General features: G+C 44.3%; 14 protein-coding genes and 1 pseudogene. 10 read left to right on the top strand and 5 right to left on the bottom strand.

Annotated elements, in window-relative coordinates:
* Window positions 1-19 precede the first annotated feature (19 nt).
* Window positions 20-181: pseudogene (locus BCT49_RS25355) on the top strand (amino acid transporter); the annotation flags it as partial.
* A 97-nt stretch (window positions 182-278) separates the two neighbouring features.
* Here the strand turns inward: BCT49_RS25355 and mscS are convergent.
* From mscS to tkt, 5 genes are all read right to left on the bottom strand, one after another.
* Window positions 279-1,145, bottom strand: coding sequence for a small-conductance mechanosensitive channel MscS (gene mscS, locus BCT49_RS25360; RefSeq protein WP_029224644.1), 867 nt, complete (start codon window positions 1,143-1,145; stop codon window positions 279-281).
* Window positions 1,146-1,522: 377 nt separating this feature from the next.
* The gene (gene fbaA / locus BCT49_RS25365; protein WP_004735492.1) at window positions 1,523-2,599 is read right to left on the bottom strand and encodes a class II fructose-bisphosphate aldolase; all 1,077 of its coding nucleotides are present in this window, start codon (window positions 2,597-2,599) and stop codon (window positions 1,523-1,525) included.
* A 155-nt stretch (window positions 2,600-2,754) separates the two neighbouring features.
* Window positions 2,755-3,918: a phosphoglycerate kinase gene (locus BCT49_RS25370; RefSeq protein ID WP_029223491.1), complete on the bottom strand. Its 1,164-nt coding sequence runs from the start codon at window positions 3,916-3,918 to the stop codon at window positions 2,755-2,757.
* A 166-nt stretch (window positions 3,919-4,084) separates the two neighbouring features.
* Entirely contained in the window at window positions 4,085-5,134 is a 1,050-nt protein-coding gene (gene epd, locus BCT49_RS25375; RefSeq protein ID WP_032501131.1) for an erythrose-4-phosphate dehydrogenase, read from the bottom strand.
* Window positions 5,135-5,348: 214 nt separating this feature from the next.
* On the bottom strand, window positions 5,349-7,343 hold the full coding sequence (tkt, locus tag BCT49_RS25380) for a transketolase (protein ID WP_102439140.1): 1,995 nt from the start codon (window positions 7,341-7,343) through the stop codon (window positions 5,349-5,351).
* Between the two features lie 377 nt (window positions 7,344-7,720).
* Between tkt and metK the strand changes: the two genes are divergently transcribed.
* From metK to BCT49_RS25965, 9 genes are all read left to right on the top strand, one after another.
* Window positions 7,721-8,875 (top strand): methionine adenosyltransferase, encoded by a 1,155-nt coding sequence (gene metK, locus BCT49_RS25385; RefSeq protein ID WP_102439152.1) that lies wholly within the window; start codon window positions 7,721-7,723, stop codon window positions 8,873-8,875.
* Between the two features lie 368 nt (window positions 8,876-9,243).
* Window positions 9,244-10,041, top strand: coding sequence for a DUF2189 domain-containing protein (locus tag BCT49_RS25390; RefSeq protein ID WP_102439154.1), 798 nt, complete (start codon window positions 9,244-9,246; stop codon window positions 10,039-10,041).
* Between the two features lie 79 nt (window positions 10,042-10,120).
* Entirely contained in the window at window positions 10,121-10,621 is a 501-nt protein-coding gene (locus tag BCT49_RS25395; RefSeq protein WP_102439156.1) for a SprT family zinc-dependent metalloprotease, read from the top strand.
* A 97-nt stretch (window positions 10,622-10,718) separates the two neighbouring features.
* Entirely contained in the window at window positions 10,719-11,450 is a 732-nt protein-coding gene (locus BCT49_RS25400) for an endonuclease (protein ID WP_102439158.1), read from the top strand.
* Window positions 11,451-11,609: 159 nt separating this feature from the next.
* Window positions 11,610-12,341, top strand: a complete 732-nt coding sequence (rsmE, locus tag BCT49_RS25405; protein ID WP_102439161.1) for a 16S rRNA (uracil(1498)-N(3))-methyltransferase — start codon at window positions 11,610-11,612, stop codon at window positions 12,339-12,341.
* A 9-nt stretch (window positions 12,342-12,350) separates the two neighbouring features.
* Window positions 12,351-13,301, top strand: coding sequence for a glutathione synthase (gene gshB, locus BCT49_RS25410; protein WP_004735482.1), 951 nt, complete (start codon window positions 12,351-12,353; stop codon window positions 13,299-13,301).
* Between the two features lie 116 nt (window positions 13,302-13,417).
* On the top strand, window positions 13,418-13,981 hold the full coding sequence (locus BCT49_RS25415) for a YqgE/AlgH family protein (RefSeq protein ID WP_054547449.1): 564 nt from the start codon (window positions 13,418-13,420) through the stop codon (window positions 13,979-13,981).
* A gap of 60 nt (window positions 13,982-14,041) precedes the next feature.
* Window positions 14,042-14,464, top strand: a complete 423-nt coding sequence (ruvX, locus tag BCT49_RS25420; protein WP_004735480.1) for a Holliday junction resolvase RuvX — start codon at window positions 14,042-14,044, stop codon at window positions 14,462-14,464.
* A 98-nt stretch (window positions 14,465-14,562) separates the two neighbouring features.
* Entirely contained in the window at window positions 14,563-14,706 is a 144-nt protein-coding gene (locus BCT49_RS25965) for a hypothetical protein (RefSeq protein ID WP_198595904.1), read from the top strand.
* Window positions 14,707-14,745: the final 39 nt, after the last annotated feature.

A 14,745-nucleotide genomic window follows, 5' to 3' on the forward strand; every position in this document is an offset into this window, starting at 1 on the left:
TTTTACTTGACCACTTCAGGCTTCATTCGTGTGGTTTTACTCTTTGTCATTAGGCGCTGCGAAGCTAGGCCCAACGCTATCTAAACCGAAGGTTAAGAAAGGCATTGATATCGCAGTAGCGACCATGATGTTTGCCATTGCACTTGTGCTCGCTAATGGGCTAATTGAACAGTATTGGTAAGGCCGATCGAGCTACGTACAACCAACAAAAAAGGCGGATAACCTAAGTTATCCGCCTTTCCTTATAAAAGCTTATAGCTATAAAAACTAACTAGAAATTAAGCTTCTACTTTATTCATGTGTACATCCACTTGCGGGAATGGGATTTCGATACCTTCATTATCCAAGCCTTCTTTGATTGCTTGCATCAGGTCGAAGTAAACATTCCAGTACTCTGCAGTGCTAACCCATGGACGAACGACAAAATTAACTGAAGAATCCGCTAGTGTGTGAACACCAACTTGAACACCAGGCTCTTTCAGTACACGCTCATCAGATTCACAGATCTTAGTCAGTAGCGCTTTTGTCTTTTGAAGATCGGCGTTGTAAGAAACACCAATCATTAGATCAATACGACGCGTATCATGACGAGAGTAGTTCGTGATTGGGCTACCAATAACGCTACCGTTCGGCACTACTACCATCTTGTTGTCTGGCGTTGTTAGAACTGTTTGGAAGATTTGAATTGAATCAACCGAACCTGCCACACCACCAATTTCCACGTAGTCACCAGACTTGAATGGACGGAATGCAACGATAAGTACGCCAGCTGCAAAGTTAGATAGTGAACCTTGTAGCGCTAGGCCTACCGCTAAACCAGCCGCACCAATAACAGCAACCACAGATGCAGTTTGAACGCCTAAACGACCAAGTGCAGCAATTAAAACAATAACAAACAACAAGTAACGAACTAAACCATGGACGAACTCCACAACTGCTCTGTCCATTTTCTTCTTCTGAAGAACCTTAGACACGCTATTCGCTACTGCTTTAACAATAAGGTTACCAATAAATAGAATTATCAGTGCTGAGATAATGTTTACACCGTATTGAATAAACAGATCTGAGTTATTTGTTAACCACTGCTCTGCGTGAGACAAACCATCCACAATTGGAGTCTCAAGCGCTGTCGAACTATCAGCCATAATGTGCATCCTCTATATAATATGCTATGAGCTAAACTGCCTTAAGCCAAACTTACCCAACAACAAAATAAACCGTTTAATTTACGTTAAGTCGTTGTGTTAAAAGTAAATTAAAGCCAAGTCCTTTTTATAAACTGAACCAAGTTCAGTTTTTCGGCACGATATCCTATCTTTGACAGATTGCAAAGTCATATTTATGTAAGCTTTTGAATTAATAAAACTTACCAATAAACACAAATACCGATAACTAAAAGACTACGAAATTTATTCACCGCACGCTAGGTTTTTCACATATTTAATACAAGTTTTTATCAGACATAAAAAAACCCGCTCAATGAGCGGGTTTTTAAAACTTAAAAAGTACTTAATTCAAAGAATTACAGTACGTCTACAGCGTTAAGGTCAGCGAATGCTTTCTCAAGACGAGTAACCATTGAAGACTGACCAGCACGTAGCCATACGCGTGGATCGTAGAACTTCTTATTTGGAGCAGCTTCGCCAGTTGGGTTACCGATTTGACCTTGTAGGAAATCACGGTTCTCAGCTTCGTAAGTACGAACGCCATCCCATGAAGCCCACTGAGTATCAGTATCGATGTTCATTTTGATAACGCCGTAACCGATAGACTCTTGGATTTCAGCTTCTGAAGAACCTGAACCACCGTGGAATACGAAGTTAAGAGCGTCAGCTGCAATGCCAAACTTCTCAGCACAGTATGCTTGAGAGTCACGCAGGATAGTTGGAGTAAGTACAACGTTACCAGCTTGGTAAACACCGTGTACGTTACCGAAAGAAGCTGCGATAGTGAAACGTGGGCTAACTGCGTTTAGTTTCTCGTATGCGTATGCAACATCTTCAGGAGAAGTGTAAAGCTCAGATGCGTCCATATCAGAGTTATCAACGCCGTCTTCTTCACCACCAGTACAACCAAGTTCGATCTCGATTGTCATGTTTAGTTTAGCCATGCGAGCTAGGTAAGCTGCACATGTTTCGATGTTCTCTTCTAGAGACTCTTCAGAAAGGTCTAGCATGTGAGAAGAGAATAGTGGCTTACCAGTTTGTGCGAAGAACTCTTCACCAGCGTCTAGTAGACCGTCGATCCATGGAAGAAGTTTCTTAGCAGCGTGGTCAGTATGAAGAATAACTGGAACACCGTAAGATTCTGCTACTGCGTGAACGTATTTTGCACCAGCTACAGCGCCAAGAATTTGTGCGCCTTGACCTTCAAGTTTAACGCCTTTGCCAGCGAAGAAACCAGCACCGCCGTTAGAGAACTGAACAACAACTGGAGCTTTTGCTTTAGCAGCAGCTTCAAGAACAGCGTTGATAGTATCAGTGTTGATTACGTTTACTGCAGGAAGAGCAAATTTGTTTGCTTTTGCTACTTCAAATACTTTCTGTACGTCATCGCCAGAAATCACACCAGGTTTTACAAAATCGAAGATCTTAGACATGGAAATAGTCCTATTTATTCTATCGTTTTAAGATTAAAAAACTTAAGTTTAAAAATTTGCAATCGTTTGCTCACAACTTATGCCATTCTAGCAAAAAAGTGTGATATGCAGCAAACGTTAAAAGGCGAGATTCACATCTCGCCTTTCTAAATCAATTATGCTTTAGCACGCTCTTCAAGCATTGCTACTGCAGGAAGTACTTTACCTTCAACAAACTCAAGGAAAGCGCCACCGCCAGTAGAGATGTAAGAAACATCTGCTTTGATACCGAACTTGTCGATAGCTGCTAGCGTGTCACCACCGCCTGCTACTGAGAAACCTTCAGAGTCAGCGATTGCTTTAGAGATGCCAGCAGTACCCGCTTCGAAGTTTTTGAATTCGAATACGCCTACAGGGCCGTTCCAAAGAATTGTTTTTGCGTTGCCGATGATTTCAGCTAGAGCTGCAGTTGAATCTGGGCCAAGGTCGAAGATCATGTCGTCGTCTTGAACTTCAGAAACGTGCTTGATTTCAGCTTCTGCGTTTTCGTCGAATGCTTTAGCACATGCAACGTCAGTCGCTACTGGGATAGCACACTCTTTCATTAGCTTCTTAGCAGTTTCAACTAGATCAGCTTCGTATAGAGACTTACCTACGTTGTGGCCTTCAGCAGCGATGAACGTGTTCGCGATACCACCACCAACAACAAGTTGGTCAGCGATTTTAGAAAGAGATTCTAGAACAGTTAGTTTAGTAGAAACTTTAGAACCACCAACGATAGCCACTAGTGGGCGAGCTGGGTTGTCCATTGCTTTACCGAGCGCTTCAAGCTCAGCAGCTAGAAGAGGACCAGCACATGCTACAGGAGCGTAAGTACCAACGCCGTGAGTAGAAGCTTGAGCACGGTGAGCTGTACCGAATGCGTCCATCACGAAGATGTCACATAGTGCAGCGTATTGCTTAGAAAGTGCTTCTTCGTTCTTCTTCTCGCCTTTGTTAAAGCGAACGTTTTCAAGAACAGTTAGTTCGCCAGCGTTTAGCTCTAGGCCATTTACGTAATCTTTCGCTAGCTTAACTTCGCAGTCTAGTGCGTCGTTTAGGTAGTTAACTACAGGAGCTAGAGAGAACTCTTCGTTGTATTCGCCTTCAGTAGGACGACCAAGGTGAGAAGTAACCATAACTTTTGCGCCAGCTTCTAGGCAAAGTTTGATAGTTGGTAGAGATGCTAGGATACGTGCATCTGAAGTTACTTTACCGTCTTTTACTGGTACGTTTAGGTCAGCACGGATAAATACGCGTTTACCTGCAAGTTCCAGGTCAGTCATCTTGATCACAGACATGATTTGTCCTCTCAAATTTAAATAAAAATAAAGTTTTTGAAACTCAGCAACCCTGCTAAGCCTATAAATTATTCAACTGGTAATTCTTTAACTACTAGTAATATGTGGACACTTAGCATTTAATTCAAGCTAAAAAATAAATAATCCACACATTTGCTTCTAGGTCTTACTTCTTGCCTTCAGAAGCTTCCATTGCAAGAACCGTATCCAGCATTCGGTTTGCAAAGCCCCATTCATTGTCGCACCACACCAGCATTTTCACTAAGTGGCCGTTGCTCACTCGAGTTTGTGAACCATCAACAATTGCGCTATGGGGATCGTGATTAAAATCGATGGAAACGAGCGGCGCTTCAGTATAGTCAACTATATTGTGTAATGTACACTGGGATGCATTAACAATGGTTTGATTTACGTCATTAACTTTCACATTTGCATTAATTGTGACACTTAAATCCATCGCAGTGACGTTTACCGTTGGCACACGCACAGATATCGCTTCAAATTTGTTAGAAAATTTCGGGAAGATTCTTTCAATACCTTTATGCAATTTGGTATCGACAGGAATGATTGATTGGCTTGCTGCTCGAGTTCGACGAAGGTCGCTGTGGTACGCATCGATCACTTGCTGGTCATTCATAGAAGAGTGAATGGTCGTAATCGTGCCGGACTCAATACCAAAGGCGTCATCAAGCACCTTGATGATAGGGACAATACAGTTAGTCGTGCATGAACCGTTGGAAACGATTCGATGGTCAGCTGTGATCGTGTCGTGATTCACACCGTAAATAATGGTGTTATCCAGATCGTTAGCACCAGGATGTGAAAACAGCACCTTTTTCGCCCCCGCAGCAATGTGCGCTAGGCCGTCATCACGGCAACCGTAAACGCCAGTACAATCGAGAACAATATCAACCTCGAGGTCACGCCAAGGCAACAACTCAATATCAGCAAGATGTAAGATACGAATCGTATCGAACTCTCCTTTATCTTCAGCACCAATACCATGATGAACATAGATGTGCTCTTGATCGTTAGAGATTTTCTTGCCGAAGCGGCCGTGACTGGTGTCGTATTGCAATAGGTGAGCCATAGCGTCAGGCTGAGCAAGCTCATTGACAGCTACTACTTTGATTTGTTGGCTTTTGCCACTTTCATAGACAGCGCGCAATACATTACGCCCTATTCGTCCAAATCCGTTTATCGCGACTTTTAGCATAGTTCCGTACATCTAACCAAAATTTCGTGCAACAGATGATAACTGAATCCTACCCAAAAGGCATTACTTGAATAACTCAGCTTGTTCATGACAGATTGATCTGCTGCTTATAAAGATGAGTCTAGGAGAAAACAAATCCTAGATACAAAAAAACCGAGCTTAGCGCTCGGTTTTTCTTTCACTTCACTGTTGGCACAAGGCCATCAGTTAATGATTAAGCAAGAAGTTCTTTCGCTGTGTTTACTACGTTTTCAGTAGTGAAACCGAACATCTTGAATAGCTCGCCTGCTGGTGCAGATTCGCCGAACGTTGTCATACCGATGATCTTGCCACCGAAGCCAACGTACTTGTACCAGAAGTCAGCGATGCCAGCTTCTACTGCGATACGTGCTGTAACGTCAGATGGAAGTACAGACTCACGGTACTGCGCGTCTTGCTTGTCGAATGCGTCAGTTGCAGGCATAGAAACTACGCGTACTTTCTTGCCTTCAGCTGTTAATTCAGCAGCAGCGCTAACCGCTAGCTCAACTTCAGAACCCGTCGCGATAAGGATAAGCTCAGGCTTGCCTTCGCAATCTTTCAGGATGTAACCACCCTTAGCGATGTTAGCTACTTGCTCAGCGTCACGATCTTGTTGTGCTAGGTTTTGACGAGAGAAGATAAGCGCAGAAGGACCATCTTTGCGTTCGATTGCCAGTTTCCAAGCAACAGCAGACTCAACTTGGTCACATGGACGCCATGTGCTCATGTTTGGAGTTAGACGTAGAGATGCGATTTGCTCAACCGGTTGGTGAGTAGGACCATCTTCGCCTAGGCCGATAGAATCGTGCGTGTAAACTTGGATGTTCTGAATTTTCATCAGAGCAGCCATACGCATAGCGTTACGCGCGTATTCCATGAACATTAGGAACGTTGCGCCGTATGGTACGAAACCACCGTGCAGAGCGATACCGTTCATGATCGCAGTCATACCGAACTCACGCACACCGTAGTGGATGTAGTTACCAGAGAAGTCAGTTGCTTCAAGAGACTTAGAACCAGACCACATAGTTAGGTTAGAAGGCGCAAGGTCAGCAGAGCCGCCCATGAATTCAGGTAGCATAGCACCGAACGCTTCTAAAGCATTTTGAGATGCCTTACGTGATGCGATGTTTGCTGGGTTAGCTTGAAGATCAGCAATGATTGCGTTTGCTTTCTCTTCCCATTCAGCTGGAAGCTCGCCGTTAGTACGACGTTTAAATTCTGCTGCTAGCTCTGGGTGAGCGGCTGCGTATGCGTCAAACTTAGCATTCCAAGCTGCTTCTTTCGCTGCGCCTGCTTCTTTCGCATTCCACTCAGCTGCGATATCAGCTGGAATTTCGAAAGGACCGTGTTCCCAACCAAGTGCCGCTTTAGTTGCTGTGATTTCATCAGCGCCTAGTGGAGCACCGTGACAGTCGTGCGTACCCGCTTTGTTTGGAGAACCAAAACCGATGATAGTTTTAGTACAGATAAGTGTTGGACGAGGATCCGCTTTAGCCGCTTCAATAGCCGCGTTGATAGCGTCAGCATCGTGACCATCAACAGCAGGGATTACGTGCCAGCCGTATGCTTCAAAACGCTTGGGAGTATCGTCAGAGAACCAACCTTCCACTTCGCCATCGATAGAGATGCCGTTGTCATCCCAGAAAGCAACCAGCTTACCAAGACCTAGCGTACCCGCTAGAGAACATGCTTCGTGAGAGATACCTTCCATCAGACAACCATCACCCATAAATGCATAAGTGAAGTGGTCTACGATGTCGTGGCCTTCTTTATTGAACTGTGCAGCCAATGCTTTCTCAGCCATCGCCATACCAACAGCGTTAGTGATGCCTTGACCTAGAGGACCAGTAGTCGTTTCGATACCAGGAGCGTAACCGTACTCTGGGTGACCAGGCGTCTTAGAGTGCAGTTGACGGAAGTTCTTAAGGTCTTCAATTGAAAGCTCGTAACCTGCAAGATGAAGCAGAGAGTAAATCAACATTGAACCATGGCCGTTAGACAGAATAAAACGGTCGCGGTCAGCCCACTCTGGGTTTGCTGGGTTGTGGTTCAAGTGACCACGCCAAAGAACTTCAGCGATGTCAGCCATACCCATAGGTGCGCCAGGGTGGCCTGAATTTGCTTGTTGAACGCCATCCATGCTAAGTGCGCGAATTGCATTGGCTAGATCTTTACGAGAAGGCATGTCTGCTCCTGAGTACATAAGCGATTTAAAAAAGAGATTGATGCTAAAATTTTCATTTTTATTAGCGCGGGTATTCTCTCAAACGACTTTAGCGACTGCAAACGTTTTACTGGCATTTTAACGGTCATTTTTCGCAATTTTCGAACATTTACATCACTTAGGAATGCCTTATCTCGACCGATACGCAAACGTTTAGTTATGACATATCATAAAAAAGAGCTTGTAATTCGACCGCTGGAATTTAGAATAGCCGTCTAGATGTAGAAACACCTACAAAATATACTGTATTTAATGGCGGCGCTTCCTAGCTTGCGACGCCTGAAATTATTTGCATTTAACTATTTGCAACTAAAAACTAAACTAAAAGTGGAGCTCTCATGGCTAAGCACCTATTCACTTCTGAATCTGTTTCAGAAGGCCATCCAGATAAAATTGCAGACCAAATCTCTGATGCTGTTCTTGATGCCATCTTGGAACAAGATCCAAAAGCACGTGTTGCTTGTGAGACTTACGTAAAAACCGGCATGGTTATGGTTGGCGGTGAAGTAACAACGTCTGCATGGGTTGATATCGAAGAAATCACTCGTGAAACAGTTCGTGACATTGGTTACGTTCATTCTGATATGGGCTTTGACGCTGACTCTTGTGCAGTACTAAACACAATTGGTAAGCAGTCTCCAGATATCAACCAAGGTGTTGATAAAGCCGATCCTAAAGATCAAGGCGCAGGCGACCAAGGTATCATGTTTGGTTACGCGACTAACGAAACACCAATCCTAATGCCAGCTCCAATTACTTACTCTCACCTTCTTGTTAAGAAGCAAGCTGAAGTACGTAAGAGCGGCAAACTTGACTTCCTTCGCCCAGATGCGAAATCTCAAGTTACGTTCCAATACGACCAAGGTAAGATCGTTGGTATCGATGCTGTTGTTCTTTCAACTCAACACTGTGATTCAGTAACAACACCTGACCTACGTGAAGCGGTAATGGAAGAGATCATCAAGCCAGTACTTCCTTCAGAGTGGATCAACAAAGACACTAACTTCTTCATCAACCCAACAGGCCGTTTTGTAATCGGTGGCCCAATGGGTGACTGTGGTCTAACTGGTCGTAAGATCATCGTTGATACCTACGGCGGCGCAGCTCGTCACGGTGGCGGTGCATTCTCTGGTAAAGATCCATCAAAAGTTGACCGTTCTGCAGCTTACGCAGCTCGTTACGTTGCGAAAAACATCGTTGCTGCTGGCATGGCTGACCGTTGTGAGATTCAACTGTCTTACGCTATCGGTGTTGCAGATCCAACATCTATCATGGTTGAAACGTTTGGCACTGAGAAAGTAGCTCACGAAATCATCATTGAAGCCGTTCGTCAAAACTTCGACCTACGTCCATACGGTCTTCAAGAGATGCTGAACCTTCTTCAACCTATCTACAAGCAGACTGCAGCATACGGTCACTTCGGTCGTGAAGAGTTCCCTTGGGAAGCGACTGACAAAGCAGCAATGCTTGCAGACTTTGCTGGCCTAAAATAATTTAGCCAAAGCAAATCACTTCTTTAAAGCCCTTACTTGTTAGTAAGGGCTTTATTTTTATGTACTTACCTCTCCCACGCTAATCTATCCACCTTTCAAAAGACGCCTTTACCGTTAACCACTTAGTATAAAAACCCGCCGATAATTTGTGTTTTCGAACACTACTGACAATAGTTAAGGTAACTCCTAGGCGATCAAGCTCACATTTAACTCAAAGTAATTCAGTCTGATAGCTCTCGTTAAATGCACGCTAGAACAATAACTGGGACGAAAAAGAGCAATTTAGCTCAACACCATAACTCTCACAAAAGCCACACCGATGAGCCTTATGGAACTATAACTAGGACGTTATTTAACTAGGGGGATATATGCCTCGTACTGTACACCCATCCGAACTGAACGATAAGAAACACAAGGTCAGCGATCAGGATTACGCTCGCACCATTCCTTGTAACCAAGTAAGCATATCCGCCCCTTTCCATTGGTTATCGCTTGCACTACATGACTTAGTGAGAATGCCAATAATCAGCGCATTTTACGGATTGTGCTTCATGGCCGCGGCCATCGCCATCGTGCAACTAGTCCAATGGCAAGGGACACACCTAGTCGTCATGCCAAGCTTGATAGTCTATATGTTGATAGGCCCCTTTCTTGCTCTGGGCCTGTATGACGCAAGCTGGGAAAGAGAGAAAGGACATTCCCCAAGTTTGTTCCACTCAATGAAGGCAATTACTCGCAACTCCACGCACCAATGGGCCTTTGCGATTGTGTTGATGGTTGCAATGATATTTTGGATGCGGATTGCTGCGTTATTACATGCACTCTACCCTTCCGTACAAGGCGCACCATTAAGCGAGTTTGCGCCATTCCTTATTACTGGTTCGGTGATTGGATTAGTTATCGCGAGTCTCATATTCAGCATCTCAGCATTTTCGATTCCATTGATGATGGAAAGACGTGTTGATGTGATGAGCGCTATCTTTACTAGCTTCAAGGCCGTTAAATCGAACATCCCTGCGATGGTGGTTTGGGCGGGTATCATTGGTACTGGTATCTTAGTCGGCTTCGCGACCTACGGTGTGGGTATGATTGTCACGATGCCATTACTTGGTTACGGAACGTGGCATGCTTACCACGAAATCATCAAAAAGAAACATCACGTTTAAATCGTTTCACGATTGATGAGCAATGTTATGATGAGGCCTTAGCTTAAACGCTGAGGCTTTTTTTTGGAGTTAACAACGCTTGTCTTACACCCCGCAACAACATCGAGTAAATAAAAAACTTGGCGAATGCCTAGCTATTGCTAATCAACATTTTTCTCGTGAATTTCCATGCCCAACCGTCAGTTACAAGTTAAGAGGAAAGGCAGCGGGAAAAGCCTACCTCCAATTAAACGAGATAAAACTCAACCAAGTGCTATTCAGCGAAAATGAAGACGCCTTTATTAACGAAGTCGTGCCTCATGAACTCGCACATCTGATCACACATCAGGTCTTCGGACGAGTTCGGCCTCACGGGAATGAGTGGAAATACGTCATGGAAAAGGTATTCAATGTACCGGCCAGAACCACCCACAGCTTGGAGATCACCTCAGTGCAAGGAAAAACCTTTGAGTACCGCTGTGATTGCACTACTTATCCCCTGTCGATTAGAAGACACAACAAAGTCATCCGCAACCAATCAACTTATCGTTGCCAACAATGCCAGCAAACCTTAGCTTTTACCGGTCTTCAATTGAGCTAAGTCTTAAGCTCACAAGGTAACGAGAATAAATGTAATAGAGAGAACTAACATTTGAGTGCTAGACTGTTGTTTATCATACTTTCATCAGTCTTTCTCTATGCAAAAAACCACTCTAAAAGTATTTGGCATATCGGTGTCCTTTTACCTATCAATAGTATTTGGCCTACTGGTAACCCAAAGCGTTTTCGCCGCTCCACCAAGCTCCTTCTCCAAAGCAAAAAAAGAAGCCGTGAAGATTTATCTCGATCACCCGACTTCATTTTATTGTGGTTGCGACATCACTTGGAAAGACAAAAAGAAAGGTATCCCCGACCTTGACGGCTGTGGTTATCAAGTGAGAAAACAGCAAAAGCGCGCTTCCCGTATTGAGTGGGAGCACGTGGTTCCAGCTTGGCAATTTGGCCACCAGCGTCAGTGCTGGCAAGATGGCGGACGTAAGAATTGCACTCGCAATGACAAAATATTCAAATCAATGGAAGCCGATCTTCACAACCTGACTCCGGCAATTGGCGAGGTTAACGGTGATCGCTCCAATTACAATTTTAGTCAGTGGAATGGAATGGATGGCGTGAGCTACGGTCAGTGTGAAATGCAGGTCAACTTCAAACAGCGTAAGGTGATGCCGCCAGATAGAGCAAAAGGTTCTATCGCGCGTACTTATCTTTACATGAGCCAAGAGTATGGTTTCAAGCTCTCTAAGCAGCAGACTAACCTGATGATGGCGTGGAACAAGCAATTCCCTGTCGATAAGTGGGAATGTACTCGTGATGAGCGAATCTATGCGATCCAAGGTAATCACAACCCATTTGTTTTCCCTGCTTGTAAATAACACGACGCAGGCAACCAACATCTCCAATTGCCTCCATCTCAAACAAGAGTTTCAGAATTGCCCCTGAAACTCTTGCTCTACCCTTGTTTTTTCAACTAAAAGCATCCATGTTAGGCAGAGACAAAATACCCAAATGACACTATTTATAGGTTTACCAGCATGAGAATCCCTCGTATCCATCACCCAGAACGCATTCATCAGTTAGGTTCACTCGCTTTAGGCGAAGATGCCGCGGGTCATGTTGGTCGAGTCCTTCGTATGAAAGAAGGTCAAGATGTTCTTCTATTTGATGGCAGTGGCGCTGAATTCCCTGCGACAATTGCTGAGGTATCAAAAAAGAACGTCACAGTTAATGTTACTGAACGTATCGAGCGTAGCAGCGAATCTCCGTTAAACTTACATTTAGGCCAAGTGATTTCACGTGGCGACAAAATGGAATTCACGATTCAGAAATCAGTTGAGCTTGGTGTCAACACCATTACCCCGCTGATTTCAGAGCGCTGTGGCGTTAAGCTTGATACTAAACGCTTCGAGAAAAAACTCTCGCAATGGCAAAAGATTGCTATCGCAGCATGTGAACAATCTGGCCGTAATACGGTTCCAGTTATTCGCCCAATCATGCAACTTGAAGATTGGTGCAGCGAACCGAGTGAAGCGTTAAAGCTAAATCTGCATCCTCGTGCAAAATACTCAATTAATACCCTTCCAGAACCCATCAGTAAGGTACGCCTATTGATCGGTCCTGAGGGCGGACTGTCAGCTGAAGAAATCGGCATGACAGAACAATACAAATTTGAAGAGACGCTACTCGGCCCACGTGTACTTCGTACCGAGACAGCAGCTCTAACCGCAATTACTGCCTTACAAGTCCGTTTTGGCGATCTAGGCTAGGAGAAAAAAATGATCAAACTTGGCATCGTAATGGATCCAATTTCATCCATTAACATCAAAAAAGACTCTAGCTTTGCCATGATGCTTGAAGCTCAGCGTCGTGGTTACGAAATCCATTACATGGAAATGGATGATCTGCATTTAGATCAAGGCGTAGCCATTGCTGACACTAAGGTTGTTGAACTAAAAGAAGATCCAAACGGTTGGTACGAGTTCAAATCAGAACAGACTATCGCGCTATCCGATTTAGATGCGGTACTGATGCGTAAAGATCCTCCGTTTGATACTGAGTACATCTACGCAACTTACATTCTTGAGCGTGCTGAAGAGAACGGTGCACTGATCGTAAACAAGCCACAAAGCCTACGTGACTGTAACGAGAAGTTGTTCACGGCTTGGTTCCCTGAACTGACACCAACCACCATCGTGACTCGTAAAGCTGAAAAGATTAAAGCGTTCCGAGAAGAGCACGGTGACGTAATCCTAAAACCACTTGATGGCATGGGCGGCGCGTCTATCTTCCGAGTAAAAGAAGGCGATCCAAACGTATCAGTGATCATTGAAACCTTGACTAACCATGGTCAAAACTACGCAATGGCACAAACCTTTGTTCCAGACATCAGCAATGGTGATAAGCGTATTCTTGTGGTTGATGGTGAACCAATGCCTTACTGCCTAGCGCGTATTCCTGCTAAAGGGGAAACTCGAGGCAACCTTGCCGCTGGTGGTACAGGTGAAGCTCGTCCGCTAAGTGAAACCGATTGGGCTATAGCAAGAGCGGTTGCACCTGCACTAAAAGAGAAGGGCTTAATCTTTGTCGGACTTGATGTTATCGGCGACAAGCTGACTGAAATCAACGTGACAAGCCCTACTTGTATCCGTGAAATTGAAGCTGCTTTTGATATTTCGGTAACGGGCAAATTAATGGATGCAATCGAGCGTCGCGTTAACGCTAAATAGCCTAAACTAAAGAAAGCCTTAGCTATTCGAAAACACAAAAATATCTAGGCAAAGAACAATGAGCGGCTTTACGCCGCTCTTTTTCCTTTACTGGGAACTCACTGGCAGGAGGCTCTATGAATTTAACGAACCACTTTCTGGTCGCTATGCCCGGAATGAAAGATCCATACTTTCAAAATTCAGTGATCTATCTTTGTGAACACAATGACGAAGGTGCGATGGGTTTAATGATCAACGCTCCTATCGATGTCACTGTCGGCAGCATGCTTAAGCAAGTTGAGGTTGATTCTGAACAGCCGAAACCCAACCAAGCAAGCCTTGATAAGCCAGTACTTAATGGTGGGCCAGTCGCAGAAGACCGTGGGTTTATTTTGCACAAACCCAAAGGCAGTTATCAATCCAGCATCAACATGACGGATCAAATCTCGGTAACAACCTCGAAAGATATTCTGATGGTGTTAGGTACAGAAGATGAACCTATGCATTATCTGGTCGCGCTTGGTTATGCAGGATGGGAACCAGGACAACTGGAAACCGAGCTGACTGAAAACTCATGGCTAACCGTTGAGGCCGATCCAAAGGTTATCTTCGATACACCAATTTCGGATCGCTGGAAAGTTGCCGTGCAAATGTTAGGTATCAATGCGGCTCAGCTTTCAGCAGACGCTGGCCACGCCTAGCCCGACTCAGCTTAATAAAATAAACAGACACTCTCAAACACAGATTAATTTGGAAGCCCCATGTCACGAACAATTATGGCATTTGACTACGGTACGAAAAGTATCGGCAGTGCGATAGGACAAGAAATCACAGGCACAGCAAGCCCTTTAAAAGCCTTTAAAGCAAAAGATGGCATCCCAAACTGGGACGATATCGAGAAGCAAATTAAGGAATGGCAGCCAAATCTTATTGTGGTTGGTCTTCCTACCGACCTTCATGGTAAAGATCTAGCAGCCATTACACCCAGAGCGAAGAAGTTCGCTAACCGTCTTAAAGGACGCTTTGGTGTGGATGTTGAACTGCATGATGAAAGACTTTCTACGACAGAAGCAAGGGCCGACCTTTTTGAAATGGGTGGCTATAAAGCGCTAAGCAAAGGTAATGTCGATAACCAGTCTGCGGTCGTCATTTTAGAGAGCTGGTTTGAAGCACAATATTCATAACGAAAAATAAGTGAGCGAAATGTAAGCTAACTTGTGATCCCACTCGAATTTCACATCGTAATGTCGATGCAATTCAAAATAAGAACGTGGGAGTTCACATGAAAATTTTTCTAGCAATCTTCGCCGCTCTAGCAATATCAGCATGTAGTTCAATGGGTGGTGGTTCGGCAGGTTACACTGGCGAACAATACCCAACTAAAATCAAATTAGAAAAAGAACGTGGTTACTCGAATAATAATTAATATTATATCTCCCCGCAATTTGCTGTTGCGGGGAGATTA

It is taken from the genome of Vibrio lentus (assembly GCF_002875945.1).
Classification (GTDB): domain Bacteria; phylum Pseudomonadota; class Gammaproteobacteria; order Enterobacterales; family Vibrionaceae; genus Vibrio; species Vibrio apostichopi.

Coding starts and splice junctions, on each gene's coding strand:
- mscS (WP_029224644.1), bottom strand. CDS start 1,145: ATGGCTGATAGTTCGACAGCGCTTGAGACTCCAATTGTGGATGGTTTG.
- fbaA (WP_004735492.1), bottom strand. CDS start 2,599: ATGTCTAAGATCTTCGATTTTGTAAAACCTGGTGTGATTTCTGGCGAT.
- BCT49_RS25370 (WP_029223491.1), bottom strand. CDS start 3,918: ATGTCTGTGATCAAGATGACTGACCTGGAACTTGCAGGTAAACGCGTA.
- epd (WP_032501131.1), bottom strand. CDS start 5,134: ATGCTAAAAGTCGCGATAAACGGATTTGGACGAATAGGGCGTAATGTA.
- tkt (WP_102439140.1), bottom strand. CDS start 7,343: ATGCCTTCTCGTAAAGATCTAGCCAATGCAATTCGCGCACTTAGCATG.
- metK (WP_102439152.1), top strand. CDS start 7,721: ATGGCTAAGCACCTATTCACTTCTGAATCTGTTTCAGAAGGCCATCCA.
- BCT49_RS25390 (WP_102439154.1), top strand. CDS start 9,244: ATGCCTCGTACTGTACACCCATCCGAACTGAACGATAAGAAACACAAG.
- BCT49_RS25400 (WP_102439158.1), top strand. CDS start 10,719: ATGCAAAAAACCACTCTAAAAGTATTTGGCATATCGGTGTCCTTTTAC.
- rsmE (WP_102439161.1), top strand. CDS start 11,610: ATGAGAATCCCTCGTATCCATCACCCAGAACGCATTCATCAGTTAGGT.
- gshB (WP_004735482.1), top strand. CDS start 12,351: ATGATCAAACTTGGCATCGTAATGGATCCAATTTCATCCATTAACATC.
- BCT49_RS25415 (WP_054547449.1), top strand. CDS start 13,418: ATGAATTTAACGAACCACTTTCTGGTCGCTATGCCCGGAATGAAAGAT.
- ruvX (WP_004735480.1), top strand. CDS start 14,042: ATGTCACGAACAATTATGGCATTTGACTACGGTACGAAAAGTATCGGC.
- BCT49_RS25965 (WP_198595904.1), top strand. CDS start 14,563: ATGAAAATTTTTCTAGCAATCTTCGCCGCTCTAGCAATATCAGCATGT.